The sequence below is a fragment of the Saccharopolyspora thermophila genome, assembly GCF_014646075.1.
Lineage (GTDB): Bacteria > Actinomycetota > Actinomycetes > Mycobacteriales > Pseudonocardiaceae > Saccharopolyspora > Saccharopolyspora thermophila.
In genome coordinates, this window is sequence record NZ_BMMT01000019.1 from 66,146 (window position 1) to 90,235 (window position 24,090).

21 protein-coding genes and 1 pseudogene are annotated in these 24,090 nt (G+C 72.3%); 12 read left to right on the forward strand and 10 right to left on the reverse strand.

The genetic code is table 11. The features are described from left to right. The first annotated feature begins 60 nt into the window (after positions 1 to 60). Genes IEY17_RS21900 through IEY17_RS21910 form a run of 3 tightly spaced genes read left to right on the forward strand, consistent with a single transcriptional unit; the run spans position 61 to position 3,640 of the window. Positions 61 to 1,197 (forward strand): mandelate racemase/muconate lactonizing enzyme family protein, encoded by a 1,137-nt coding sequence (locus IEY17_RS21900; RefSeq protein WP_188990748.1) that lies wholly within the window; start codon positions 61 to 63, stop codon positions 1,195 to 1,197. A 15-nt stretch (positions 1,198 to 1,212) separates the two neighbouring features. After that, complete coding sequence (locus tag IEY17_RS21905) at positions 1,213 to 1,983, forward strand: SDR family NAD(P)-dependent oxidoreductase (RefSeq protein ID WP_188990750.1); 771 nt, start codon at positions 1,213 to 1,215, stop codon at positions 1,981 to 1,983. 13 nt (positions 1,984 to 1,996) lie between these two features. Next, a complete protein-coding gene (locus tag IEY17_RS21910) occupies positions 1,997 to 3,640 on the forward strand; it encodes an alpha-amylase family glycosyl hydrolase (RefSeq protein ID WP_229680419.1) in 1,644 nt (547 codons plus the stop codon). 9 nt (positions 3,641 to 3,649) lie between these two features. On the opposite strand, the gene IEY17_RS21915 is transcribed toward IEY17_RS21910, so the two are convergent. From IEY17_RS21915 to IEY17_RS21925, 3 genes are all read right to left on the reverse strand, one after another. Continuing rightward, complete coding sequence (locus IEY17_RS21915; protein ID WP_188990754.1) at positions 3,650 to 4,879, reverse strand: MFS transporter; 1,230 nt, start codon at positions 4,877 to 4,879, stop codon at positions 3,650 to 3,652. Positions 4,880 to 4,901: 22 nt separating this feature from the next. Continuing rightward, complete coding sequence (locus tag IEY17_RS21920) at positions 4,902 to 5,969, reverse strand: Gfo/Idh/MocA family protein (RefSeq protein WP_188990756.1); 1,068 nt, start codon at positions 5,967 to 5,969, stop codon at positions 4,902 to 4,904. Positions 5,970 to 6,043: 74 nt separating this feature from the next. Beyond that, complete coding sequence (locus IEY17_RS21925) at positions 6,044 to 7,375, reverse strand: DegT/DnrJ/EryC1/StrS family aminotransferase (protein WP_188990759.1); 1,332 nt, start codon at positions 7,373 to 7,375, stop codon at positions 6,044 to 6,046. 1,069 nt (positions 7,376 to 8,444) lie between these two features. Here IEY17_RS21925 and IEY17_RS21930 point away from each other — a divergent pair. The 6 genes from IEY17_RS21930 (at position 8,445) to IEY17_RS21955 (ending at position 14,797) form a co-directional block, all read left to right on the forward strand. Next, a complete protein-coding gene (locus tag IEY17_RS21930; protein ID WP_188990761.1) occupies positions 8,445 to 8,846 on the forward strand; it encodes a hypothetical protein in 402 nt (133 codons plus the stop codon). Positions 8,847 to 9,113: 267 nt separating this feature from the next. After that, complete coding sequence (locus IEY17_RS21935; protein ID WP_229680421.1) at positions 9,114 to 10,235, forward strand: ATP-NAD kinase family protein; 1,122 nt, start codon at positions 9,114 to 9,116, stop codon at positions 10,233 to 10,235. After that, on the forward strand, positions 10,232 to 11,227 hold the full coding sequence (locus tag IEY17_RS21940; RefSeq protein WP_188990763.1) for a thiamine pyrophosphate-dependent dehydrogenase E1 component subunit alpha: 996 nt from the start codon (positions 10,232 to 10,234) through the stop codon (positions 11,225 to 11,227). Before IEY17_RS21935 ends, IEY17_RS21940 begins: the two co-directional genes overlap by 4 nt. A 15-nt stretch (positions 11,228 to 11,242) precedes the next feature. After that, entirely contained in the window at positions 11,243 to 12,256 is a 1,014-nt protein-coding gene (locus IEY17_RS21945; RefSeq protein WP_188990765.1) for an alpha-ketoacid dehydrogenase subunit beta, read from the forward strand. Next, positions 12,244 to 13,377: an acetoin dehydrogenase dihydrolipoyllysine-residue acetyltransferase subunit gene (locus IEY17_RS21950; protein WP_229680423.1), complete on the forward strand. Its 1,134-nt coding sequence runs from the start codon at positions 12,244 to 12,246 to the stop codon at positions 13,375 to 13,377. Before IEY17_RS21945 ends, IEY17_RS21950 begins: the two co-directional genes overlap by 13 nt. Positions 13,378 to 13,513: 136 nt before the next feature. After that, on the forward strand, positions 13,514 to 14,797 hold the full coding sequence (locus IEY17_RS21955) for a helix-turn-helix domain-containing protein (RefSeq protein ID WP_229680426.1): 1,284 nt from the start codon (positions 13,514 to 13,516) through the stop codon (positions 14,795 to 14,797). Between the two features lie 55 nt (positions 14,798 to 14,852). Here IEY17_RS21955 and IEY17_RS21960 read toward each other — a convergent pair whose 3' ends face one another. Beyond that, positions 14,853 to 15,791 (reverse strand): DUF5996 family protein, encoded by a 939-nt coding sequence (locus IEY17_RS21960; protein ID WP_188990769.1) that lies wholly within the window; start codon positions 15,789 to 15,791, stop codon positions 14,853 to 14,855. A gap of 89 nt (positions 15,792 to 15,880) precedes the next feature. Between IEY17_RS21960 and lexA the strand changes: the two genes are divergently transcribed. Continuing rightward, positions 15,881 to 16,540 (forward strand): transcriptional repressor LexA, encoded by a 660-nt coding sequence (gene lexA, locus IEY17_RS21965; protein WP_188990771.1) that lies wholly within the window; start codon positions 15,881 to 15,883, stop codon positions 16,538 to 16,540. Between the two features lie 188 nt (positions 16,541 to 16,728). Next, positions 16,729 to 17,175: an RrF2 family transcriptional regulator gene (locus IEY17_RS21970; protein WP_188990773.1), complete on the forward strand. Its 447-nt coding sequence runs from the start codon at positions 16,729 to 16,731 to the stop codon at positions 17,173 to 17,175. Positions 17,176 to 17,240: 65 nt separating this feature from the next. On the opposite strand, the gene IEY17_RS21975 is transcribed toward IEY17_RS21970, so the two are convergent. Together IEY17_RS21975 and IEY17_RS21980 are read right to left on the reverse strand one after the other, a co-directional pair. Next, positions 17,241 to 18,440 carry a cysteine desulfurase-like protein gene (locus tag IEY17_RS21975; protein ID WP_188990775.1) on the reverse strand — a complete coding sequence of 400 codons (1,200 nt, stop codon included), beginning with the start codon at positions 18,438 to 18,440 and terminating at the stop codon, positions 17,241 to 17,243. Positions 18,441 to 18,558: 118 nt separating this feature from the next. After that, positions 18,559 to 19,419, reverse strand: coding sequence for an NAD(+)/NADH kinase (locus IEY17_RS21980; RefSeq protein ID WP_229680428.1), 861 nt, complete (start codon positions 19,417 to 19,419; stop codon positions 18,559 to 18,561). 848 nt (positions 19,420 to 20,267) lie between these two features. Here IEY17_RS21980 and IEY17_RS25880 point away from each other — a divergent pair. Next, positions 20,268 to 20,576: a hypothetical protein gene (locus IEY17_RS25880; protein WP_188990777.1), complete on the forward strand. Its 309-nt coding sequence runs from the start codon at positions 20,268 to 20,270 to the stop codon at positions 20,574 to 20,576. A gap of 161 nt (positions 20,577 to 20,737) precedes the next feature. Here the strand turns inward: IEY17_RS25880 and IEY17_RS26225 are convergent, their stop codons facing one another. The 4 genes and pseudogenes from IEY17_RS26225 to IEY17_RS25635 all read right to left on the reverse strand — a co-directional run bounded on the left by IEY17_RS26225 (position 20,738) and on the right by IEY17_RS25635 (position 24,055). Continuing rightward, the gene (locus IEY17_RS26225) at positions 20,738 to 21,268 is read right to left on the reverse strand and encodes a cation transporting ATPase C-terminal domain-containing protein (RefSeq protein WP_483407262.1); all 531 of its coding nucleotides are present in this window, start codon (positions 21,266 to 21,268) and stop codon (positions 20,738 to 20,740) included. Then, positions 21,245 to 22,087 (reverse strand): annotated as a pseudogene (locus tag IEY17_RS26230) (HAD-IC family P-type ATPase); the annotation flags it as partial. The gene IEY17_RS26225 and the pseudogene IEY17_RS26230, both read right to left, overlap by 24 nt. Positions 22,088 to 22,217: 130 nt before the next feature. Then, a complete protein-coding gene (locus tag IEY17_RS25630) occupies positions 22,218 to 23,630 on the reverse strand; it encodes a hypothetical protein (RefSeq protein WP_229680432.1) in 1,413 nt (470 codons plus the stop codon). Positions 23,631 to 23,764: 134 nt separating this feature from the next. Beyond that, entirely contained in the window at positions 23,765 to 24,055 is a 291-nt protein-coding gene (locus IEY17_RS25635) for a hypothetical protein (protein ID WP_229680434.1), read from the reverse strand. Between the last annotated feature and the right edge of the window lie 35 nt (positions 24,056 to 24,090).

Genomic DNA, 24,090 nt, shown 5'->3' on the forward strand with positions numbered 1-24,090 from the left:
CCGGATCGGCCGTCCATTTGTAATATGGTCGACCATCGACCATCGACCCAAGGGGGTGCGATGAAGATCAGGGAAATCCGAGTGGCCGGGCTCAAGGGCGCCACCCCCGAAGGAGGGTGGAGCGCCGAGCTGCGACCGGACGACGTGGTGCACACGTTGGTCGCCGTGCACACCGACTCCGGGGAGGTCGGCGTGGGCAGCGCCTTCACCAGCGAGAACCTGGTCCGTGCGGCGCTCGACGTGCTCGCCCCGCTGTGCCTCGGGGAGAACGCGCTGGAACCCGAGCGGGTGACCGAGAGCCTGCACCAGCACACCTTCTGGCTCGGTCGCGGCGGCGCCCTCACGCACACGATCAGCGCGATCGACATCGCGCTGTGGGATCTGCTGGGGCAGGCCACCGGGCAGCCGGTGGGACGCCTGCTGGGCGGGCGCCACCGGGACCGGGTACGCCCCTACGCCTCGGTGCTCATAGACGAGCCGGCCCGGCTCGCCGAGTCCCTGGCGCACCTGGCGGAGCAGGGTTTCCGGGCCTTCAAGATCGGGTGGGGACCGTTCGGCAGGGTCAGCCCCCGGCTCGACGAGGACATCGTGCGCGCCGCCCGGGAGGCCGTGGGCCCGGAGGCGGTGCTGGCGGTCGACGCCGGCGGGAGCGACGCCTACTGGCGCGGCGACCTCAAGTGGGCGCTGCGGACCGCCGCGATGCTGCACGACCACCAGGTGGCGTGGTTCGAGGAACCGCTGCGCCCCGACGCGCAGGAGGACTTCACCACGCTGCGACACCAGGCGCCCGTGCCGATCTCCGGCGGTGAGGTCCTGACCCGGCGGCAGTCGTTCCGCCCCTTCCTGGAGCGCCGCGCGTTCGACATCGTCCAGCCCGACACGACCAAGGTGGGGGGGCTCAGTGAAAGCCGGCGGATCGGCTGGCTGGCCCACGAGCACGGCATCCGGTTGATTCCGCACGGCTGGAACACCGCGGTGGGGCTGCTCGCCGACCTGCACCTGGCGTCGGCGCTGCCCGACACCGACCTCGTCGAGTACAAGACCGGCTCGCCCTACATCGACGACATCACCGAGCGGCCGTTCCGGCTCGACGCCGACGGGATGCTGCCGATCCCCGACGAACCCGGCCTCGGCGCCCACCTCGACCCGGACCGGCTCGCCCGCTTCGCCGACGCGGCGGAGCTGCTCCGGCCCTGACCAAAAGGACGGTTCATGGTTGCGCGATTGACGGTCATCACCGGCGGCGCTTCGGGAATCGGTCGGCAGACCGCGCTGATGCTGGCGGCGGCGGGCGAATCCGTGGTGGTCCTGGACACCGACGAACCGGCCGCGCGGGAGGTGGCCGACCAGGCGCGGGCGGCCGGAGCCGCGTTCGCCCGCGCGGTGCGCTGCGACGTCACCGACGAGGCGTCGGTGACCGCCGCTGTCGGGCAGCTCGACCAGGCCCCCACCGGGCTGGTGGCCGCCGCAGGCGTGGACATCGGCGGACTCGCCCACGTGCTGCCGGTGGCCGACTGGCGGCGGGTGCTGGAGGTCAACCTCACCGGATCCTTCCTGATCGCCCGCGCCGTGATCGGCCGCATGCTGGAGTCGGGCGACGGCGGGTCCGTCGTGCTGTGCTCGTCCCCCGCCGCCTTCGCCGGGTTCGCGGCGGGCGGAACCAGCGCCTACGCCGCGAGCAAGGGCGGTGTCTCCGCGCTGGTTCGCGCGCTCGCGGTGGACTACGCCCGGCACGGCATCCGGGTCAACGCCGTCGTCCCCGGCCCCACCGAAACCCCGCTCATGTGGGCCGCGGTGCCGGAGGAGGACCGCGCGGCGATGCGGGAGACGGTGTGCGCGGAGGTCCCCCTCGGCCGCCTGGCCGACCCTGCGGAACCCGCGAACGCCGTCGTCTGGCTGCTGGGTCCGCAGTCCAGCTATGTCACCGGCGCGCACCTCGTCTGCGACGGAGGGGTGCTCGCCAAAGCCTCGATCAGCGTGTGAAGGAGGGACGACCTTGACCGGGTGGGAGTCCAACGTGGACGGCAGCGCGGGTTGGTGGCGCCGCGCCGTGGTGTACCAGATCTACCCGCGCAGCTTCGCTGACGGCAACTCCGACGGCATCGGCGACCTGCGCGGCATCATCGACAGGCTCGACTACCTCGCGACCACGCTCGGCGTCGACGCGATCTGGTGCGGTCCGCTCTACCGGTCGCCACAGGTCGACTTCGGCTACGACATCAGCGACCACAGCGACATCGACCCGTGCTTCGGGACCCTGGCCGACTTCGACGTCCTGGTCGCCGAGGCGCACGCGCGCGGCCTGAAAGTGATCGTCGACTTCGTGCCGAACCACACCTCGGACCAGCACCCGTGGTTCCTCGAATCGCGGTCCAGCCGGACCAACTCCAAGCGGGACTGGTACGTGTGGGCCGACTCCGGCCCGGACGGCGGGCCGCCGAGCAACTGGACCAGCGAGCAGGGCGGGTCCACGTGGGAGTTCGACGAGACCACCGGGCAGTGGTACCTGCACTCGTACAACCGGGCACAGCCCGACCTGAACTGGCGCTGCCCGCAGCTGCGGTCGGCGATGCTGGACGTGCTGCGCTTCTGGCTGGACCGCGGGGTGGACGGCTTCCGGGTGGACGCGCTGCACATGATCGCCAAGGACCCCGGCTTCACCGACAACCCGCCGCGTGCGGACGCGGCGCCCAACCCCACCGACCGCCAGGCCCCGGACTACGACACCCAGTGGCACGTGCACGACCGGATGCACGCTGACCTGCACGATTACATCCGCGAGATCCGGTCGGTGCTCGACGACTACAGCGCCCGCACCGGTCGGGAGCGGATCGCCATCGGCGAGATCGAGGCCATGCCGTGGGATTCGTGGGTCCGCTTCCTCGGCGGCGACCTCGACGGAACACACTTCAACTTCAACTTCAACTTCCTGGAGACACCCTGGGACGCGGCGGCGTTGCGCACCAGCATCGAGGAGCAGGAAGCGGCGTTGCCCGCTGGCGCCTGGCCGAACTACGTGCTGTCCAACCACGACAGGCCGCGGCTGGCCACGCGCAACGGTCCGGAGAGCACGCGCGTGGCGGCGATGCTGCTGTTGACCCTGCGCGGCACGCCGACGCTGTACTACGGCGACGAGCTGGGCCTGGCCGATGTCCCGATCCCCCGGGAGAAGTGGCTGGATCCGCTGGGCCGGGACCAGGGGCGGGCGCCGATGCCGTGGACCTCGGAAACCCACGGCGGATTCGACTCCGGCCCCGGCCACGCGGCACCGTGGCTGCCCGTCACCGACGAGTACCGGGAACGCAGCGTGCGGCGGCAGCTCGCCGACGGCGATTCCGTGCTCAACCTCTACCGGCGGCTGCTCGCGTTGCGCCGGACCAACCCTGCCCTGCTGTGCGGCGACTTCCGTGCCCTCGACCTCGACGCCGACCAGTGCCTGGGGTATGTGCGCAGCACGGCGGCGCAGGAGGTGGCCGTGCTGCTCAACTTCGGCGGGGCCGATGCGGTGGTGCACCTGCCGCGTCCCGGTCGGGTGCTGCTGTCGGCCGACGCCCCGTCGGCCGATGCCGATGCGGAACCGCGGCAGCAGGTCCTCGTGCCCGCCCACGGAGGGCTGATCGTCGAGCTCTCCGGCGCGTGATCGCGGGATTCACCGCGCCTGCGCGGCCATTGCGGCCCAGTGGTGCTCGGTGCTGAAGATCGGTGCTTTGACGACGAAGATCACGGCGAGCGACCCGACGACCGCGATCGCCGTGGGGAGCCCGAGCAGCGCCGTCAGCCCGGCGACGAGCACGCCTTCGAAGGCGATACCGATGTAGGCGATGCGGTTCAGTCGCCCGAGCTGGTGCTCCTCCTCACCGGGTGCGCTGCTGTGGCCGACCGCACCGGTGCAGAACGGGTGCAGGTTCGCCAACCCGAACCCGGCGGCCGCGGCGGAGATCAGCATGACCTCCGGTGCGGAGGTGAACAGCACCAGGCCGGTGGTGCCGACGACCACCGACCCGCCCATGACCCGGACGAACCCGACCTGGTCGACGTGACGGGCGATGGTGCCGTAGCAGAGGCGCCCCAGGCACAGCGCGGTGGCGAAGGCCGTGAGACCGAGCCCCGCGCTGAACAGGGACACGCCGGCGTCGGCGACGAGGACGGCGATCCAGTTCGTCAGAGCGCCCTCCAGGAGGAGCGCGGAGAAGCTCATCGCCGCCAACCACCGCAGTCGCGGCGGGTAGGCCGCTTTCACGCGCTGCGCGGCTGACCCGCCCCGCCTCGGGCGCGTGCGACCTGCGTTCGAGGTGTCGACGCCGCGCAGGGACGCGAAGGTGATGGCCGCGACCAGCACGCCGACCACCCCGAGGACGGCGAAGCTGTGCGGGAGGGGGACCCGCCCCGCGGTGAGCAGGCCGAATCCCGTCCCGGCGGCCACTCCCACCGCCTGCAACCCCTCCAGCGGGGACAGCAGGCCGTTGGCGGCCCCGCCGACCGTGCTCATCCGGAGCTTCTCGAGCCGGACGGCGATGACGTTCTGCCCGATGTCGACGAGCGCGTTGAGCGCGCCCGCGGCGAGCAGCCAGAGCGCGAAGGACGCGGTCCCGGCTCCCGCTCCGGCGAGGCAGACGGCCACCAGGTAGAGCCCGGCGGCCAGCGGGGCCACGCGGTGCGCGCGGTACCGCCGGACGATCTGCGGGGCGACCAGCATGGTCGCGACGATGCCAGCGACGAAACCGGTCCGCGCGAGCCCGAGCTGCGGTTCCGACAGTCCCAGCGCCGCCCGCAGCTCGGGCAGTCGCGACGCCAGCGCGGCGTACCCGAGCCCGTTGAGGAAGAACAGCGACGCCGCCGCCAGGACCGGGGGCTGGCGCCAGATGGGGCCGTGCACCATTCGCCTCCTCGATGTGGGGTGTTCAGACCGGGATGATCGGGCCCTGCCACAGCGCCGAAACCTGGGCGGCGGCCATGGTGCGGACCAGCGCCAGTTCCCGCTGCCGTTCCTCGGCGGGCGCCGGTCCCCGGCCCATCGCCCGCACGACATGGTCCAGTTGCAGCAGGTGGCACTGCGCGGTGCTGCGCAACGCGGGCAGGGCGATCGGGGCGCCGGAGCGCGGGTAGAGCATCGGGGGGTGCGCCTGCGCCCACTGCTCGTCCTGGTGCGTGGGCAGTTCGGCGTGGATCGACCCGCCCGTGCCGTGAAACTCCAGCCAGCAGTCGTCCGACTTGTCCAGGTGCGGCGCGTCATAGGCCACGTCGATCTGCAGCTCCACCTGGTGGCCGCTGCGCGCGGTCAACCGCGCGACGTCCTCGGTGGACCAGCTGTCGCCGACCTGCCAGTCCCGCGCCTGCACGGTGAGCGGCCCCGGGCCCAGCAACGACAGCGTCTGCGACAGCAGGTGCGGGATGAGGTCTCCGCGGACGCCGTGCCCGCGCCGGACCAGGCCGCGGCGGGAATCCGGGTGACCGGCGCGGCGCAGCCAGCGGGCGTTGATGCAGTGCAGCCGCCCGACGGCCCCGTCGGCGATGCGCTGGTGCAGGCCGTCGACCATGAAGCGCCGCTGGTAGGCGACCGCGAGGTAGCGCCCCGCGCGTTCGGCGTGGTCGAACAGCTGCGCCGCCACGTCCGCGTCGTCGGTCAGCGGTTTTTCGCACAGGACGTGCCATCCGAGGTCGAGACACCGGATGACGACCTCGGCGTGCGCGCTGTCCGGGACGGACACGATCGCAAGCCCCGCGTCGTGCGGTGCGGCGGGCACGTGATCGGTCACCGGGATCGCCGGATGCTGCTGCCGCAGCCGCTCGGCCTTGGCCTCGTCCGGTTCGACGAGCGCGGCGAGCTCCGTCGCCGGGTGGGCTACGGTGGCTTCAATGTGGCGCGGTGCGACGGCGGAGAATCCGCCCACGACGCACACGCGGATCCGGTCGGTCGGCAGGAGCCCGGATGTGTCGGGCTGTGCTGGACGCAGTGCGCTCGAAGTCATGTTGGCACTCATCATCGGTGGTGGGGCCATCGGCATCGGGGCGGCGACGGTCGCGCGCCCGCGCGGAAAGAACGTCATCGCATCGCTGCGGTGGTGGACCGCAGCCGTTCGGTGGCCTGCCGGAAGCGGGCGGGAAACGTCTCGTCGAGCAGTGCCGCGTGCTCGAAGGCGAGGGTGCCGCGGCGCAGCTCGTGCGCTCCCGGGAGGTCGAACCGGCTCGGGTCGACGGCGGCGGCGAACCGGGCCGACCAGTGGTTCGCGGGATCGGTGTGCGGCAGGTACAGGTCACTGTGGTTCAGCGGGTCGTACAGCGTCGCCACTTCGCAGCCCAGCAGGCGGCTGTACTCCGCGGCCAGCTCCGGCAGAGCGCGGCGGCCGAAGCTCGCCAGGTCGAAGCTGGCGAGCGCCTTGTAGGTGATCTGCCGGTCGACGTGCGGTTGCGGCGCCATGGCGCGCACGCCGTCGAGTTCGCCGAGCAGCGCTTCGAACTCCGCCAGCACCCGCTGCTTGGTGGACAGCTGGTCCCGGTAGAAGCGACGCAACTGGGCGCGCAGCAACGCCGCCGGCAACGCGCCGAGCCGTTCGTTGCCCGCCTGGAACGGCCGCGACCGGCCGACCGCGCGGCCGCACGTCACGATCGACACCAGCTGGTCGACCAGCTCCGCGTGGCGCGTGGTGACCATGCCGCCCTCACCGCAGGTGACCGATTTGGACCCTTGGAAGGACCAGGTGCCGAGGTCGGCGATCGCACCGGCGGCCCGGCCACCGGTCCGGCCTCCGTGGGCGTGGGCGCAGTCCTCGATCGACACCACCCCGAACTCCTCGCACAGCTCGGCGATCCGCGGCATGTCGACCATCCGGCAGTACAGGTGCGGGAGCACCACGGCGACGATCTCGGCATTGTGGTCGGCCGCCAGGATTGACGCGATCGTCTCGGCGTCGACGACGCCGCTGCGGGGATCGACATCAACCAGGACGGGCGCCAGGCGACGGTCCAGCGGCGCGGCCGCCGTGGCCTGCCAGGTCAGCCCGGCCACGAGCACCTTCCCGCCCGGCACCAACGCCCGCTTCCCGGTCTCCGCCGCCAGGACACTCGCCGCCATCAGCGCGACCACGAGTGCTCGGGTGCCGTTGGCGACCGGCACCGCGTGGTCGAGCCCCTGGTACGCGGCGAACTCGGCGGCCGCACGCGCCTGCTCGACGCCCAGCGCCTCGGCGACCGCGGGGTCGAGCTCCAGGCCGGCTTCGAGGGGAAGGCCGCCCGGGTTGTCAAAACCCCACCGCCCCGATGCGATCACCGGCTGCAGGAAGGCGTTCTCCAACTCCCCCACCGCGGGCGGCGCGGCGATGACCGGTCCGCCACCGGCTCGGTTGAGCACCGGCATGTGCCCGGAATCCTTCACCATTTCGCTCCTGAATCTCGGTTTGTGCGAGACTGGCCCGCGCAGCGCGCACGCCGACCCGCACCGAACCCGAAAAGGCCGGGTCCCGCGGGCAAGCCTGAATTTCCAGTCCCCAGTGAACATCGCCCCAGTGCGACAACCAGGAACGTACACCCGGCGGAGCCGGGCGGTAAACCAGAAAACCCGCGCAGCACCGGAACGGAGCAGTTACACGTGATGTTCGGCACACGTCCACGTTTTTCAGAAAGAACGGCGTCGCACGCAATTCTCGCTCCGTTCAAATTCGGTTGACACCGCATTGACACAAGTTTCGACACCCTGCTGCTCTTTGCCGAAGCAACGAGGCGAGCTGCTGCTTTCCGCGCTCCGCAGGGGGTTCCGCTGCCGTGGAGCTGCCGGGACAGCATGGGACGACGAGGAGGGTCCCGCCCGGCGACGTGTTCTGCCCACACCACTCATCCGAGCGAAATGGAGCGCCCCGCTGGTTGGCGGAAAACCATGCAGCCACCACCGTCCCGGCGCTTCACCGGAGCATTTCCGACCAGGCGTCAGCCACCTCGGCGGATCGCCCCGGAATATGCATTCCAAAACAGTTCCACAGCACTGCGACCCGCAAACCGGGGCCCGCGGACGAAGCGAACGGCGAGTCACGGGAATCCGCGCGGCAGAACGTCGCGCGGCAGTCGAGAACCCGGGCACCGGCGCACGGCGCACCGCCGGGTCCGGTCACCGAGCACGCCGAACCACGGGCGGCTTCCCGGGGTGCGCGAGAAGAGGAGAGACACGGTCGCGGCACTCGCGAAACCGTGCGAACAGCGACCAGGCTCCCGGATCGTTCGTCTCCACAAAGAACAGGACGGCGACACCCGACCGCGGGCGGCTTTTCGCGATACCACATCGGACGGCGGCGGTCACCACTTTGGCGAGTTCGAGCATCCGGCGCGGCACTCCTACTTTCGTTCGATGACCGCTGATCAACCCCGTCTGTACGTTGCGCCGGTCCAGACCTCGCGGACTCGGGCCGACGGTTCGTGTTCGACGAGATTCCCGCATTCGCAAGGAGACTCACACCATGGCACGGGTCAGGAACCTGCTGGGGGCGATTGCCGCGGCCGCGGCCCTCACCGGGCTCGTCGCGCCCGCCGCGACGGCAGACGAGGTGCACGCCCTCGACAAGCAGAAGTGCGCCGACAACGTCTGTCTCATCCTCTTCGGCTCGGGCTACAAGGTGAACAAGGCGACGGTCCAGGGAATCGGTGGCGTCCAGGGGCCCGCCGAGTACCAGTTCGGCTACTACGCCGAGACCGGACCGACCAAGACGCACGAGAAGATCTGCGGCGGCTCCGGTGACGGCAGCAACTGCGTCCACCAGTTCAGCATCGGGGCAACCTACGCCAAGGGCATCCGGGTGTGCGGCTGGGTCAAGCGCATGGACAACCAGCAGATCATCGGCAACCCCTGCATCACCTTCTGACACCCACCACCCCCGTAGGCCCGCTCCCTGCGCAGGACGCAGGGAGCGGGCCTTGGCGCGATCGACGCTGGTCACGTCCCTGGTGTTCGGGCCGCGCGACCAGGGACGCACCGGGATCGACGCGGCGGAGCCGATGAGCCGATCGGGTCGCCCGGTCCGGGTTGCAACCTCGTGCAACTCTTGCTCGACGGGGATCGCAGGCGTCTGCTGTGGGTAGCCGTGGCGTGACCTGGCTCACGCACCGCGGGCACTGGGTAGGAGGCAGGCGTGGCGCAGTTCTCGGGCAATGGCCGCCCACCCCGGGCGGATGGCTCGGCGATCGGGGTGATCGCCAATCCGATGTCCGGCCGGGACATCCGGCGGCTCGTGGCGCACGCCTCGGTCTTCCCCAACGCCGAGAAGGCGAACATGGTGCTGCGGATCGTGGCCGCGGCGGGCGCGCTCGGCGTCGACCGGGTGCTGCTGTCCACCGACGAGTTCGGGGTGGCCGCCGGGGTGCTGCGGGCGATCCGGCAGCACGCGGCCGCCGGGTCCGGCCCGTTGCCCGAACTCGTGTTCTGCGAGCTCGACCCCGTCACCGGCACCGCCGAGGACACCCGGGCCCTGGTGCGGCGGATGCGGGCCGACGGCGCCGCGCTGATCGTCGTGCTGGGCGGCGACGGCACCGTTCGCGCCGCGGCGGGCGAGCTGGGCGACACTCCGCTGCTGCCGCTGAGCACCGGCACCAACAACGCCTTCCCGCAGATGTGGGAGGCGACGGTCGCCGGGGCCGCCGCGGCGCTGGTCGCCGTAGGGCGGGTCGACGCCCGGGACGCGACGCGCCGCGCGAAGGTGCTCCGGGTCGACTGCGGCCCGATCAGCGAGATCGCCCTGGTCGACGTGTGCGTGTCCGTGACCGACCACGTCGGCGCACGCGCGCTGTGGCGGGCCGACAGCCTCCGCGAGCTCTACTGCACGTTCGCCGAACCGCACGCGATCGGCCTGTCCAGCATCGCCGGCCAGCTCCTGCCGACCGCCCGCGACGAGCCGCACGGGGTCGCCGTCCGCTTCGCCGCCGGGGAACCCACGCGGGATTCCGTGCTCGCGCCCCTCGCACCGGGCAAGCTCACCGCCGTCGAGGTCGCGGCCTTCGAGACGCTCCCGCCGGGACAACCGCACACCAGCGACGTTTCCGCCGGCACGGTCGCGCTCGACGGGGAACGCGAGTTCGAGTTCCGCGACCCGGTCACCGTGACGCTGTCCGACCGCGGCCCCCGCGTGCTCGACGTCCGGGCCGTGCTCGCCACCGCCGCGCGGGACGGCCTGCTCCGCGGCTCCCCCACTGTCCCCGAAAGCGCCACCGGGGTCACTTCGTGGCGCGTCGCACCGCACAACGGAGGAAAGCCATGACCGAAGCGGTCTCCGAAAAACCAGTCGGTGCACTGGACGAGACCGGCCTGCTTGCGGCCTACCGCACCATGCGCACGATCCGTGCCTTCGAGGACCGGGTGCACCAGGAGTTCGCGAAAGGCGACATCCCGGGGTTCGTCCACCTCTACGCCGGGGAGGAAGCCTCCGCCACCGGCGTGTGCCTGCACCTCGACGAGCGCGACTCGATCGCCAGCACCCACCGCGGGCACGGGCACTGTATCGCCAAGGGCGTCGACGTGCGCGAGATGATGGCCGAGATCTACGGCCGCCGCACCGGGTCCTGCCGCGGCAAGGGCGGCTCGATGCACATCGCCGACCTCAGCAAGGGCATGCTCGGTGCCAACGGCATCGTCGGCGGCGGTCCGCCGCTGATCTGCGGCACCGCGCTGGCCGCCAAGCTGCAGGGCACCGGCGGTGTCGGCGTCGCGTTCTTCGGCGACGGCGCCAGCAACCAGGGCACCACGCTGGAGGCGCTGAACCTGGCCTCCGTCTGGAACCTCCCGGCGATCTTCGTCGCAGAGAACAACGGCTACGCCGAGACGACCGCGAGCAGCTGGTCAATCGCCGCGGACAACATCGCCGACCGGGCGGCCGGGTTCGGCATGCCGGGGGTCATCGTCGACGGGTTCGACTTCTTCGCCGTGCACGAGGTGGCCGGCGAGGCGGTAGAACGCGCCCGCAGCGGGGGTGGCCCGACGCTGATCGAGGTCAAGTTCACCCGCTACTACGGGCACTTCGAGGGCGACCAGCAGACCTACCGGGGCGACGAGGTGGCCCGCGCGCAGCAGGACCGGGACTGCCTCAAGACGTTCCGCGCCCGGGTCACCGCCGCGGGACAGCTCACCGACGCGCAGCTGGACGAGGTGGACCGCGAGGTCGCCGCGCTGATCGAGCAGTCCGTGGCCGAGGCGCTCGACGCGCCGAAACCGAGCCCGGACGACCTGGAAACCGACGTCTACATCTCCTACTGACACGGGAAGGTTCTCATGGCGCGCAGCATCAGCTACCGGGAAGCGATCAACGAGGCGCTCGTGCAGGAGATGGAGCGCGACAGCAGCGTGATCGTGCTCGGCGAGGACAACGCGGGTGGCGAGGGCGCCCCCGGGGAACGGGATGCCTGGGGCGGCGTCCTCGGCGTCACCAAGGGGCTCTACGACCGGTTCCCGGGACGCGTGCTGGACACGCCGATCAGCGAGTCGGCGTTCATCGGCGCGGCGATCGGGGCCGCGACGCGCGGCATGCGGCCGGTCGCGGAACTGATGTTCATCGACTTCCTCGGCGTATGCTTCGACCAGATCTTCAACCAGGCCGCGAAGTTCCGCTACATGTTCGGCGGCAAGGCGGTCACCCCGGTGGTCATCCGCACCATGTACGGCGCGGGGCTCAACGCCGCCGCACAGCACTCCCAGGCCCTGTACCCGCTGTTCACCCACATCCCCGGACTGAAGGTCGTGCTGCCGTCCTCGCCGTACGAGGCGAAGGGTTTGATGATCCAGGCCATCCGGGATGACGACCCGGTGATCTTCTGCGAGCACAAGGCGATGTACGACGTGGTCGGCGACGTTCCCGAGGAGCCGTACGCGATCCCGTTCGGGGAGGCGAACATCGTGCGCGAGGGCGGGGACGTCACGCTCGTCGCGTTCGGCCGGATGGTGGCGGTCGCGCAGGAGGCCGCCGACGAGCTCGCCCGGTCCGGTGTGGAGTGCGACATCGTGGACCCGCGCACCACCAGCCCCCTGGACACCGACAGCATCCTGGAGAGCGTCGAGAGCACCGGCCGCCTGGTGGTCGTGGACGAGGCCACCCCGCGCTGCAACCTCGCCGCGGACGTCTCCGCGCTCGTGGCGCGCGAGGCGTTCGGGTCGCTGCGCGCGCCGATCGAGATGGTCACCGCGCCGCACACCCCGGTGCCGTTCAGCGACGCCCTGGAGAGCCTCTACATCCCGGACGCGCAGCGGGTGGTCAACGCGGTCAAGAAGGTCACGAGTTGGGAGCGCTGAGCATGGCCGACGAGCGGATCCGACACGTCACGATGCCCAAGTGGGGGCTGTCGATGACCAGCGGGACGATCACCGAGTGGCTGGTCGCCGAGGGCGATCCCGTCACGCCCGGCACCGAGCTGGCGGAGATCGACACCGAGAAGATCGCCGGGACGCTGGAGTCCGAGGAGCAGGGCGTGCTGCGCGGGATCGTCGTCCCGGCCGGGTCGGCCGCGCCGGTGGGCGGGACGATCGCGGTCATCGCGCCGGCGGAGGTCCCGGACGCCGAGATCGACGCGGCGGTCGCGCAGGCGCGCGAGCAGCTGGAATCCGGTGCGGTGGAAACCGCGGCGGGCCCGGTGGTCGCGGAAGCGGAGGTCGGCGGGCGCACGCTGTCCTACGCGACGCTCGGTGACGGCGCGGACGTCGTCGTGCTGGTGCACGGGTTCGGCGGGGACAAGAACTCCTGGCTGTTCGTCCAGGAGCCGCTCGCGGACGGCCGCACCGTGCACGCGCTCGACCTGCCTGGTCATGGCGCGTCCAGCAAGGACGTCGGCGACGGGAGCCTGCGCACGCTCGCCGGTGCGGTCACCGGTTTCCTCGACGCGCTCGGGATCGAACGCGCGCACCTGGTCGGCCACTCGCTGGGTGGCGCGGTGATCACCGCCGCGGCGGCTGCGGCACCGGATCGGGTGCGGTCGCTGACGCTCGTCGCGCCCGCGGGATTCGGTCCGGAGGTGAACGCCGGGTACCTGCGGGGCTTCGTCGAGGCCAGCACGCGTCGCGAGCTCCGGCCGCACCTGCGGCAGCTGTTCGCCGACGAGTCGCAGGTGACCCGGCAGCTGGTGGACGACCTGCTGAAGTTCAAGCGCATCGACGGTGTCCAGGAAGCGCTGAAGACCCTGCTGGGCACGCTGCTGGCCGGGGACGAGCAGGCCATCGACGCCCGGCCGCTGCTGGCGGAGGTCTCCGCCCCCACGGCGGTGGTGTGGGGCCGCCGGGACCAGGTCATCCCCGTCGCGGCACCCGAGGTGTTCGGCGACGACGTGGCCTTCCGCGTCGTCGAGGACGCCGGGCACATGGTGCACATGGAGAACCCGGCGGCCACCAGGCAGGCCATCGAGTCGGTGCTGGGCGGGTGAGCTCGATCGGTCAAGTCACGGCCGGTGGCTGTGCCGCGGTGCGCGCCGCCGCAAGATGGAGGGTGCTCGTGGATCCCGCCGTCCGCCGCCGCGGGCGGTCGCGGTCTTCAACGCCGATGACCTCCGGGAGTGCCGTGTGCGGACCGATCAGCTCGACGTTGCGCTGCCTGCGGGCACGGATCTGCGCGAGTACGCCAGGGTGCTGGCCCGTGCCCGTGAGGCCGCCCTGGCCGGTCGGCGGCCGGGCACCGCGCCGCGGCGGGTGATCGAGGAGTCCTGGTGGCGCGCCCGCGACCACGGCGTCGACCCGGACCGCGGGGCGGCGGCGCCGTCGCTCGGCCCGGACGAGGTGGAACACCGCAGGGCCACCTGCGGTCTCACCGAAAGCGCGCTGGCGACGCTGCGCCGCGGCCTGGTGGGCATCGCCGACAAGGCCGCCCACATCATGGTGATCACCGACGCGGACGGGCGGGTGCTCTGGCGCGAGGGCAGCCGCACCGTCCGCCGGCAGGCCGACCGGCTCGGCTTCGCCGAGGGCGCGACGTGGGCCGAGAGCGTGGTCGGCACGAACGCGATCGGCACCGCGCTGGTCGCGCGCCGTCCGCTGCAGGTGTACTCCACGGAGCACTACGTCCAGACGCACCACCCGTGGACCTGCTCGGCCGCTCCGATCCGCGACGTCCGCACCGGCTGGGTGCTCGGCGCGGTCGACGTCAGCGGCCCGGCCGCCACCGCGCACCCCAGCACGCTGGCGCTGGTGGACGCGGTGGCACGCCTGGCGGAGTCCCAGCAGCGACAGGAGCACCTGGCCGAACTGGACCGGCTGCGCGGGATCGCCGCGCCGCTGCTGGCGCGGATCGACGGGCGCGCGCTGGTCACCGACCCGCACGGGTGGGTCGCCGCGTCGGTCGGACTGTCCCCGGTCGAGCGCGTGCTGCTGCCCGACGAGCCCGGCGACCACCAGGTGTGGCTGCCCACGCTCGGCCTGTGCGCGGTTGAACCGCTGCCGGGTGGTTTCCTGGTGCGGCCGGCGGAAGGCGAGAGCCCGTCGCCGGTGCGCGCCGTGCTCGACGTGCGGCACCCGACGCGCCCGCGTCTGACGCTGCACCAGGACAGCGGTGTGTGGACGCACTCCCTGAGCCCCCGGCACGCCGAGATCCTGTTCGTCCTGGCCCGGCACCCGGCGGGCCGGACGGCCGCCGAGCTTGCCGCGGACCTCTTCGGCGACCCGAGCCGCACGATCACGGTGCGGGCCGAGATGTCCCGGCTGCGTAAGCAGATCGGCCGGGTGATCGACCACCGCCCGTACCGCTTCGCCGACGACGTGGAGGTCACCGTGGAGCAGGGCGCGGAGCCGTCCGCGGTGCTCCCCCACTCCAGCGCTCCCGCGCTGGCCCGCCTGCGGCGGCCCGACGGCTGAGGCCCCAGATGGTCGTGGCGGCACAGGTATCCGACGCTTCCGCGGGGTTTCGCGTTCAGCCGCGCACCGGTCGGGTGTGGTCCTCGAGCGCCTCTCGGTCCCAACCACCGGCCTCGGCGGCGGCCTCGTAGGTCGTCTGCAGGAATTCCAGCAGTGTTCCCTCGGGATCGCCTGAGGTGCGCACGGCCGCGTAGGGCAGCACGAACTCACCGAGATCGGTGCTGTACCTTGCCTCCGCCGGTCGCACGGGGTGCTCGGCGTACCCAGCGGGTTCGGGGTAGGCGTACGAGTAGAAGGTGCCCTCGCTGCTGCCACCGGGCCAGAAACCGCAGCTGGACAGCGCGTGCGAATACGCCTCGACCATGACCCAGTCACCGCAGTTCGGCGCGCCCCCGGGGTGCCGTGGCGCGGTGCGACCGGAGAACCTGGTGCAGGCCAGGTCCATCGCTCCCCAGAAGAAGTGCACGGGGCTGGCCTTGCCGATGAACCGGCCCCGGAACCGGCTTATCACCCGGTGCGCGGCCACCAGCTGCCGCCAGAACCGGTGGACGCTGTCCGGGTCGTAGGAGGCGTGCTCGGTGTCGTCGGCGAAGGGGATCGCGCGTTCGACCTCCACCGGGCGCGCGTGGATGGAGACGTCGAGATCGAGTTCGGCGAGCGCGGCCATGGTTTCGCCGTAGAACGCGGCCACCGACTTCGGTTCCAGGTCCACGTGCCGCCGGTCACCGTTGCTGGAGCGCAGGTGGAGCCGGTGGTCGAGGAAGTCGAATTCCATGTCGAACAGGCGTGCGCCGTGCGGGATCGCCGAGGTGGACAGCCCTCGCGGGGTGACGTACAGCGGCACCTGCCACCAGTGGTTGACCATCGGAGCCTGCGCCAGCCGGATCTTGCCGACGAGCTGCATCCACATGTGCAGCGTGTCGCGGGTGTCGGCCCATTCCTCCACCGCAAGGCCGGGCCAGGTCACGGACTGGTCCTGCTGGCTGCTGGTCATGGCGCGCCCTCCCGAGTTCTCGCCTTGCGCATCACCCCACCCGGATTACCCCGGTCGGGACGGACTCACGTCCGGCTACCATTCCGCGGGTGACCGCCTACGACGAGCTCGACCGGTTCGAGCACCTGGACCCCTCGTCCCTGCCGCTGCGCCAGCAGCGCATCCTGGCCGCGATCCGGGACTGGGTGAACCGGTACGGGTACTCGCCCAGCACCCGCGAGATCGGCGAGGCGGTCGGTCTGACATCGTCGTCGTCGGTGTCGAAGCACCTGGCGAGCCTGGAGGAGAAGGGCTTTCTGCGGCGCGGCACCGCGGTGTCCCGGCCAATCGACGTGCGCCCGTTCCTGCGGCCCACCAGGCCGGAGCCCGCCGAGTACTCGGTGACCGTGCCCGTGATCGGCGACATCGCCGCCGGAACGCCCATCACCGCCGAGGAGCACGTCGACGACGTCCTCAACCTGCCCCGCGAACTCACCGGTCGCGGTCGGGTGTTCGGGCTGCGGGTGCGCGGCGACTCGATGATCGACGCCGCGATCTGCGACGGCGACATCGTGGTGGTGCGCCAGCAGTCCGAGGCCCACTCGGGGCAGATCGTCGCCGCGATGATCGACGACGAGGCCACCGTCAAGGTGTACCGCTGCCGCAACGGCCACGTCCTGCTCGAGCCGCGCAACCCGGCCTACGAGGTCATCGACGGCGACCACGCCGTGATTCTGGGCATCGTCGTGTCGGTGCTGCGCAGCGTCTGAAGCACGCCACTCCGTGCCGGGGTTGCCGGGTCAGCACGATCCCCGTGACCGCGTCGATCAGGCCCTGTTGCCTGCGGGGTCCCCGGTGCCGGGCGGCCCGCGCCTGATGCCCGGCTCGCAGGCCGTCGTGACACAGACCATGCACCGAAAAGTGGAGTTCGTTATTCGCGTTGCCTATGGTCGCGGTCGTGCGATTGACCCAGGGCACCGACGTGGCGTTGCGGATCACCATGCGGCTGGCCGTGCTGGGCGAGGACGCAGCCGTGACGACCCGCGAGGTCGCCGACGCCGTCGGCGTTCCGCACAGCCATGCCGCCAAGGCGGTCACGCGGCTACGCCACCTCGGCGTGATCGAGGCGCGGCGCGGCCGCCACGGCGGGCTGGCCCTGAACCCGGCCAGCCGCGGCACCTCGGTCGGTTGGCTGGTCCGCGAGCTCGAAGGAGTCGGGGACGTGGTCGCGTGCGATGGCGCCCAGCCCTGCCCGCTGCGCGCCGCGTGCCGACTGCGGTCCGCGCTCGCCGCCGCCCAGCAAGCCTTCTACGCCGCGCTGGACCCGATCACGATCGAGGACCTGGTCGCCGCCCCCGCCGGCCCGGTGCTGCTCAGCCTGACTCCCGGGTCCGCGACGGGCTGACCCGGCCGTGGCCCGCCGGCCGCACCGGTACCGCCGACATGTCCACAATGGACCAGGGGCTCGGGTCACCGTAGGAAGTCGGTCAGGGCCACGAGGAGCCTTTCGACGTCGTCCTCGTCGTTGTAGGGGGTGAGGCCGATGCGGAGTCCGCCGGTGTCGCCGAGCCCGAGCCGACGGGACGCTTCCAGCGCGTAGAACGATCCCGACGGCGCGTGGACCCCGCGTTCCGCCAGGTAGTGGTATGCGTCGGTGGTGCTGCGGTCGGCGAAGGTCAGCAGCAGGGTGGGCGTGCGTTCCGCCGCCCGGGAGTGGATCGTCACGCCCGGCAGGTCCGCCAGCCCCTTCTCGATCCGCGTGCGCAGGCCGTCCTCGTGCTCCTCGATCGCCGCGAACGCCGAGACGAGCCGGTCGCGGCGGCTGCCGGCAGCCTGCCCCAGGCCGGCGAGAAAGTCGACCGCGGCGCGGGTGCCCGCCAGCAGTTCGTAGGGCAGCGTGCCGAACTCGAACCGCTCCGGGATCGCGTTCGTCGACGGCAGCAGCTTGTCCGGGCGCAGATCCGCCAGCACCTCCGGTCGCCCGGCCACGACGCCGTGGTGCGGGCCGAGGAACTTGTACGGCGAGCACGCGAAGAAGTCCGCGCCCAACGCCTCGACGTCGACCGCGGTGTGCGCGGCGTGGTGCACCCCGTCGACGTAGCACAACGCGCCTGCCTCGTGCGCGGCAGCGGAGATCTCGGCGATCGCCGGCCGCGTGCCGATCAGGTTCGACGCGGCCGTGACCGCGACCAGGCGGGTCCGCTCGGACAGCACCGCGCGGACGTCGTCCGGGGTGAGCTCGCCCGTTTCGGGGTCGAAGTCCGCCCACCGCACCACCGCGCCGACCTGCTCCGCGGCCTGCACCCACGGGCGGATGTTGGAGTCGTGGTCCAGCCGGGTCACCACGACCTCGTCGCCGGACCGCCACGTCTTGGCCAGCGTCCGGGCGAAGTCGTAGGCGAGTTGCGTGGCGCTGCGCCCGAACACGATCCCGGACGTGTCCGCGCCCAGCAGGTCCGCGACCGCCCGGCGGGACTCGACGACGATCTCGTCGGCGTTGCGCTCCCCGGCCACCGCGCTGCCGCGGTTGGACAGCGGCCGGGCCAGCGCGTCCGCGATCGCCTCGATGACGGCAAGCGGCGTCTGGGTGCCGCCCGGCCCGTCGAAGTGCGCGATTCCGGCCGCCAGAGCCGGGACCTGGGCGCGGACGGCGGCAACGTCGTACGTCACGAGAACCTCCTGGTGGGTCTGCCGGTGCCGGTCCCCATTCTTCGGGTCCACACGGGCCAGCGCGACGTCGGTGCCGAACGGATCTGGTGGCCGCTCGGCACCCGGCGGCGCTGGAGTTTCAGCTGATCCCGGGTGATCCGGTGAGCTGGAGCTTGCGCTGCGCGCGTTGGTAGAACGTGGTGCGCCCGAGCCGCACGACCCGCGCGGCGGCGGCCTGGACGGCGATGTCGATGAGCGTGCCGGGTGCCGGGTGCGCGACGAGCCGGCCGTCCACCTCCACCCCGACCTGGCCGCTGGTGGGCAGGATGCGCAGCGCGAGCTTCTCCTGCTGCGACAGGAACAGGGCGCGGTTGAACGCCGAGTGCGGCGCCACGGGCGTGACCAGCAGCCCCTCGACGACGGGCGAGACGATCGGCCCGCCCGCGGAGAAGCTGTAGGCGGTGGACCCGGTCGGGGTGGCGACGACGACGGCGTCCGCGGCGTAGCGGACGAACGGGTGTCCCTCGATGTGGACCTCGACCGCGGCCATCCCGCGGCCGGGCTCGCGGATGAGGGCGATGTCGTTGAACGCGACCACCGACTCCCCCGCGCTGGTGATGCACAGCCCGGACCTCGTCTCGACGGTGAAGTGGTCCTCGTCGATCGCGCACAACGCCGTGTCCAGCTCCGGCGTGTCGACCTCCGGCAGGAAGCCCAGGCGCCCGAGGTTCACGCCGAGCACCGGGGTGCGGTGGTCGTGGGCCAGACGCAGCGCGCGGAGCATGGTGCCGTCGCCGCCGAGGCTGACCAGCAGGTCGGCGCGCCGGGCCACCTCGGCGGTGCCGAGCCCGGTGATCGGGTTGCGGTAGGCGGCGATCTCCTCGGTCAGGCCGACGACCTCGATGCCGCGGGTGGCGGCCCAGTCCGCGATCGCGCCAACGACCCCGGGGCAGTACCGGCGCGGGTGCAGGACGAGACCGACTGCCTTGATCAACCCCATGACCGGCCACCTCCCCGTCGGCTGCCCACGACACGCGGGTCGCTCCCCCACAGGATCGCCCGGGCCAGGTCCGGGGCATCCGCCGAGAAGGCGGTTCGGGTCAGACCAGCCGGTCACTGTCCCCCGCGATGGCGTTTTACCCTTGCACAGACTGAAATCTTGCGAGGATACGGGACACGGACGCGTGTGGTTCCCGCCGGTGCGCACCGGCGGGAACCACACGTACGATCGCGCGGCGCGAGCCGCGGTTCACGGAGGCGGACTCAGCACCGGCCGCCCCAACGTCCCCCGTGACCCCAGCGTCCCCAGTGACCCCAGCCCCAGCGACCCCAGTGGCCCCGGCCGCCCCAGCGACCCCAGTGGTTGTTGTCGTCCCAGCGACGTCCGTTGCTGAAAATGGTGCTGATCTTCATGGGATTCCTCTCCAAGTGGCGACAGGTGTAGCGATTTTTCTTGTTCGACCGCACTGTTCGAGCAACAGCACCTGGCGTTCTCCGAACGCCGCCGCGGCGGCGTGGCCAGAGCGGTCCCCCTGGCACAGAGCAGCGATCGGCGGTTTGTCGCCGACTGCTCTGCCGTGTCCCGCACCGTCCACCGTAGAGGTACACGACAGGAGTAAAAGGGACTTTCGTCTCAGCACGATCCGTGGTTTCCGCTCCACCAAGCGATTTCTCCACACGGACCGGGCTGCGCGGCGGCGGATTTGCCCCTATTCTCCGTCAGGTGCCGACGAACTGGGGGCGTCGGAAGGCGAATCTGGGGGCTTGCATCTCGTGCGGGCATCGATCTTCGCTGCATTCCGAGCCCATGAGGCCGAGGAGGATTGAGTGTTCGACACAATTCGATCGTTGAGCTCCGCGGAGCTCAACGACCACCATGTGGAGTTCCTGCCGGCGCGCACCGTCCTGACGACGTGGCCGTTCCACGGCGGCTGGAGTCCGATCGTGATCAACGGTGGTGACGGCGGTGACGGGGGCGGCACCGGCGGCGGCCAGGGTGGCGGTGACGGCGGTGACGGTGGCGACGGCGGCGACGCCAACGGCGCCTGCAGCCGCGCCGGGCACGGCGGCGACGGTGGTCACGGCGGCAGCGGCGTCGGTGGCAACGGCGTCGGCGGCGGCGGCATCGGCGGCAACGGCGGGGGCAACATCTTCTAGTCCGCCAACCGGAACCGGCGAAGCCGGGTGACCGCGGACGGGCCGTTCGGCACCGCACCGGGACGAACGGCCCGTCCGCGCTGCTCCGCGCATCGAATCACCAGTCGCACCAAGGGAAATCCGCATCGTAGGCATGGCAGGTGGTGGCGGTCTGTCGCGCTTCACCCGTCGTCAGGGGTTGTGGCCAGCGGACGCAGCACCGCGTTGACCAGCATGGCGGCGGTGACCGACCAGAGCGCGATGCTCCAGGCCAGCGGGCCCAGCGGGGTGCTACCGAAAAACTGGCTCACCCCAGGGGTTTGGACGACGCCGACGAGCGCCGCGGCGGAGCCGAAGGCGGCCAGCAGCGCGGTGCGGTCGAGGCCGCCGGCGACGAGGGTCTGTGCCAGCTGCGTGCCGACGAGCGACACGAGACCGACCGTGCCCGCGCGGCGTCGCGTGCCGGTGAGACGCGCGGCGCCCCAGGCGAACCCGGCGCCCAGCGCGGTGGTGAGGCCGCGCAGCACCATCTCGTCAGTGAGCGCCGCCCCCAGGGAACTCCCGGGGCCTTCCCGCAGCAGGTCCTCGTCGGTGCCCTCGGCCGGTGCGCGGACCGCGATGGCGACCGCCGGGGCGAGGTCGGTCAGGAGGTTCACCAGCATGATCTGGCGGGCCGTCAGCGGGGTGCTGCCGGTCAGCGCGGACCCCAGCACCCCGAACGCGACCTCACCGAGGTTCCCGCCGATGAGGACGGCCAACGCGGTCCGGACCGAGGCCCACATCGCCCGGCCCTCGGTCAGCGCCGCGACGATCGTCTCCAGCCGGTCGTCGCCGAGGACCAGGTCGGCGGCCGCCGTGGCGGCCGGGGTGCCGCGCCGCCCCAACGCGATCCCGACGTCGGCCAGGCGGATCGCCGGGGCGTCGTTGGCGCCGTCGCCGGTCATGGCGACCACCCGGCCGGAGCGCTGGAACGCCTGCACGGTACGGACCTTGTGGTGCGGGCTGCACCGGGCGATGACGTCCACTTTGGACAGCAGCCCCTCGAGCTCGGTGTCGTCGAGGTCGTCCAGCTCGGAACCGGTGTGCACGGTCAGGTGCGCACCGCCGCTGACAGAGCTCGCCACGGCCCCGGCGGTGGCGGGGTGGTCCCCGGTGAGCATCACCGTGTGCACCCCGGCCTGGTGCAGGCGGGCGGTGGCCGGGGCCGCTTCGAAGCGCAGCAGGTCGGCCAGCGCGACGAAGCCGACGAAAACCAGGTCGTTGACGGCCTCGTCACTCAGCGCCTCGCCGGCGCGCATGGCCCGTTCGGCCACCGCAAGCACTCGGTGCCCGGAGGCGGCGAGTTCCCCGGCGGTGGCAGCGAGTTCCCGCCGCCCGGCGGCATCCAGGCCGACCAAACTGCCGTTCGACCGCCGCTGCCCGCAGCGGGGCAGCACGTGCTCCGGTACGCCCTTCACGCTCAGCAGCGCCCCGCGCTCCGTGCTGCCGGACGTGGCGTGGTAGGGGCGGGCGTGCTTGAACGGCAACGCGCCGGTACGCCGCCAGCCTGGCGCGCCCCGCCGCGCGGTGACCTTCGCCCGGCGGGCACCGGTGGCTTCTCGTCACTGATCACACCCAACTCCCGCAACACCCGCGGGGCGGGCATGAGATGCCACAGGGCCGTCACGACGGGCGGGGTGACCGGGCGGGACAGCAGGTGCCGGGCCCGCCACACGCCGAGGCAGAACGCGATGCCCCCGGCGGTGTTGCCCGCGGCCTGCCCCCGTGCGCACGCCCGGGTGGGCGGTGCCTGCAACGCGGCGACCGCACCGACACCGCTGCCGCTCGCGGCGAGCACGGCGCTGTCCTGGTCGCGACGCACCGCGCCACCCCGACACCGTCCACGATCACCGTAACCGCCTCCAGGTCCGTTCCGACCAGGACGTCCGCGCCCCAGGCGGGTCGGTCGCCGTCGCGGTGCACCCCGATGCCGCAGTCGGAGGCGCCCAGGGCTGCGCGGTTCCCGGACACCAGCAGCACCACCGCGCCGTCGGCCTGCAGGTCGCAGACCGAGGTCAGCAGGCGCCGACCGGTGTGCACCACCGCGTCCACGAAGCCGAACGCGGACCCGGTGTGGTCGCTGGCCAGCACCAGGCGGGCGCCGGACCGCCGGACCGCCGCCGTCAGGGCCTGCGTGCCCGGCATCGTCTGCGCGACCACGCCCGCCACGGCCTGCAGCCGGCGGCCCCGGGCCAACCCGAGCACGTGGTCACTGCTCCGCCGCAGCCGCGCGGCGGCCTGCCGCCCGGTGCGGCCGGTCAGGTCCAGGTCCTCCAGCGGCCCGAGGACCCAACCGTCGGCGTCGCGGTGCGGCCGGTCGGGTTCGGTCGGGTGGAAGAGCTCGTAGAGCCGCTCGGCGACCGCCTCCAGCTCGGTGCCGTTGACCAGCACCAGGTCCGCCGGTTCGTACCGGTCGCCGCGCAGCGCGTCCTCGTCCAGCACCACGGTGTCGACCTGGCCGAGCCGCCGCAACGCGCCTCGGTCCATGGCGATCGCGCCGCGCCGGGCCAGGTACCGCCCGAGGGTGGTCGCGAAGCCCTCCCGCCCGGCGTCCGGCGCCTTCGGTTCACCGGCCAGGGCCACGGCCAGCCCGCGCCGCGGCCCGGCGTACGGGGTCGCGGCGGCGCCACAGGCCACCGCCACCGCCATGGCCCGCTCGGTGTATCGGGCGAGGACGTCCCGGTGCGGCGGACCGGGACGCGGCACCGCGATCGGGTCGGCGGCCGCGTCGTCCGGGCCGCGCACGAGCCGCGGTTCGGCCGCCGCCCACGCCGCGCGGTCCGCGTCGGCCTCGCGCCACTGCGACCAGCGCTCGGCGACGTCCAGGACCAGACCGCCGCCGCGCGTGGCCACGCCCTGCGCCAGGGCGCTGACGACCGGCAGCACCGACTCGGCCTGCTCCCGACCGCGCAGGCCCTGCTCGACGAGCCGCCGCAGCTTCGGGTGGAGCTGGACCGCCGTGGCCAGCGCGCCGACCTCGGCGGGCAGCGGCGTCCACGGCGCCAGGCGGGTCACCGCCGAGATCAGCAGCCCCACCGCGTCCGCGGCCAGCGCCGGGAGCGACTGCCGCTGGCGCCGCTCCTCGCAGGGGTGGTGCGGTTCGGGGCACCACTCGCCGTACTCGGGCTCTGCCGCTGCGGCCCGCGATTCGGCGCGGGCGATGAGCCGGATCAGCTAAGCGGAGGCGGCGGGGAGGCGAGCTGCACGACGACCCGCTCGGACGGCGCGTTCACCCGAGCCCACACCACCCCCGGGTGCGACGCGAGGGTGCGCTCGACAAGGCGCGCCACGACCGCCCCACGAGGGCCCTCCACCCCACGCACCTCGATGTAGGCGCGGCCGGGCCGGGACCACACGCCCCGCCGCCGCACCCCGAGCAGCATGCCCACCAGGTCAGCGGCACCGCGCACCCCGGCAGCCACACCGCCGGCCAGCGGCTCCGGCACCGGTAACAGCGACATCACCCGCACCTCCCGCCCATGGCCGCACCCAGCGC

Excerpts from the sequence above, each read along its gene's own strand:
- IEY17_RS21900 (WP_188990748.1), top strand. The coding sequence starts at position 61 with ATGAAGATCAGGGAAATCCGAGTGGCCGGGCTCAAGGGCGCCACCCCC.
- IEY17_RS21905 (WP_188990750.1), top strand. The coding sequence starts at position 1,213 with ATGGTTGCGCGATTGACGGTCATCACCGGCGGCGCTTCGGGAATCGGT.
- IEY17_RS21915 (WP_188990754.1), bottom strand. The coding sequence starts at position 4,879 with ATGGTGCACGGCCCCATCTGGCGCCAGCCCCCGGTCCTGGCGGCGGCG.
- IEY17_RS21920 (WP_188990756.1), bottom strand. The coding sequence starts at position 5,969 with ATGACTTCGAGCGCACTGCGTCCAGCACAGCCCGACACATCCGGGCTC.
- IEY17_RS21925 (WP_188990759.1), bottom strand. The coding sequence starts at position 7,375 with ATGGTGAAGGATTCCGGGCACATGCCGGTGCTCAACCGAGCCGGTGGC.
- IEY17_RS21930 (WP_188990761.1), top strand. The coding sequence starts at position 8,445 with ATGGCACGGGTCAGGAACCTGCTGGGGGCGATTGCCGCGGCCGCGGCC.
- IEY17_RS21940 (WP_188990763.1), top strand. The coding sequence starts at position 10,232 with ATGACCGAAGCGGTCTCCGAAAAACCAGTCGGTGCACTGGACGAGACC.
- IEY17_RS21945 (WP_188990765.1), top strand. The coding sequence starts at position 11,243 with ATGGCGCGCAGCATCAGCTACCGGGAAGCGATCAACGAGGCGCTCGTG.
- IEY17_RS21960 (WP_188990769.1), bottom strand. The coding sequence starts at position 15,791 with ATGACCAGCAGCCAGCAGGACCAGTCCGTGACCTGGCCCGGCCTTGCG.
- IEY17_RS21980 (WP_229680428.1), bottom strand. The coding sequence starts at position 19,419 with ATGGGGTTGATCAAGGCAGTCGGTCTCGTCCTGCACCCGCGCCGGTAC.
- IEY17_RS25635 (WP_229680434.1), bottom strand. The coding sequence starts at position 24,055 with ATGTCGCTGTTACCGGTGCCGGAGCCGCTGGCCGGCGGTGTGGCTGCC.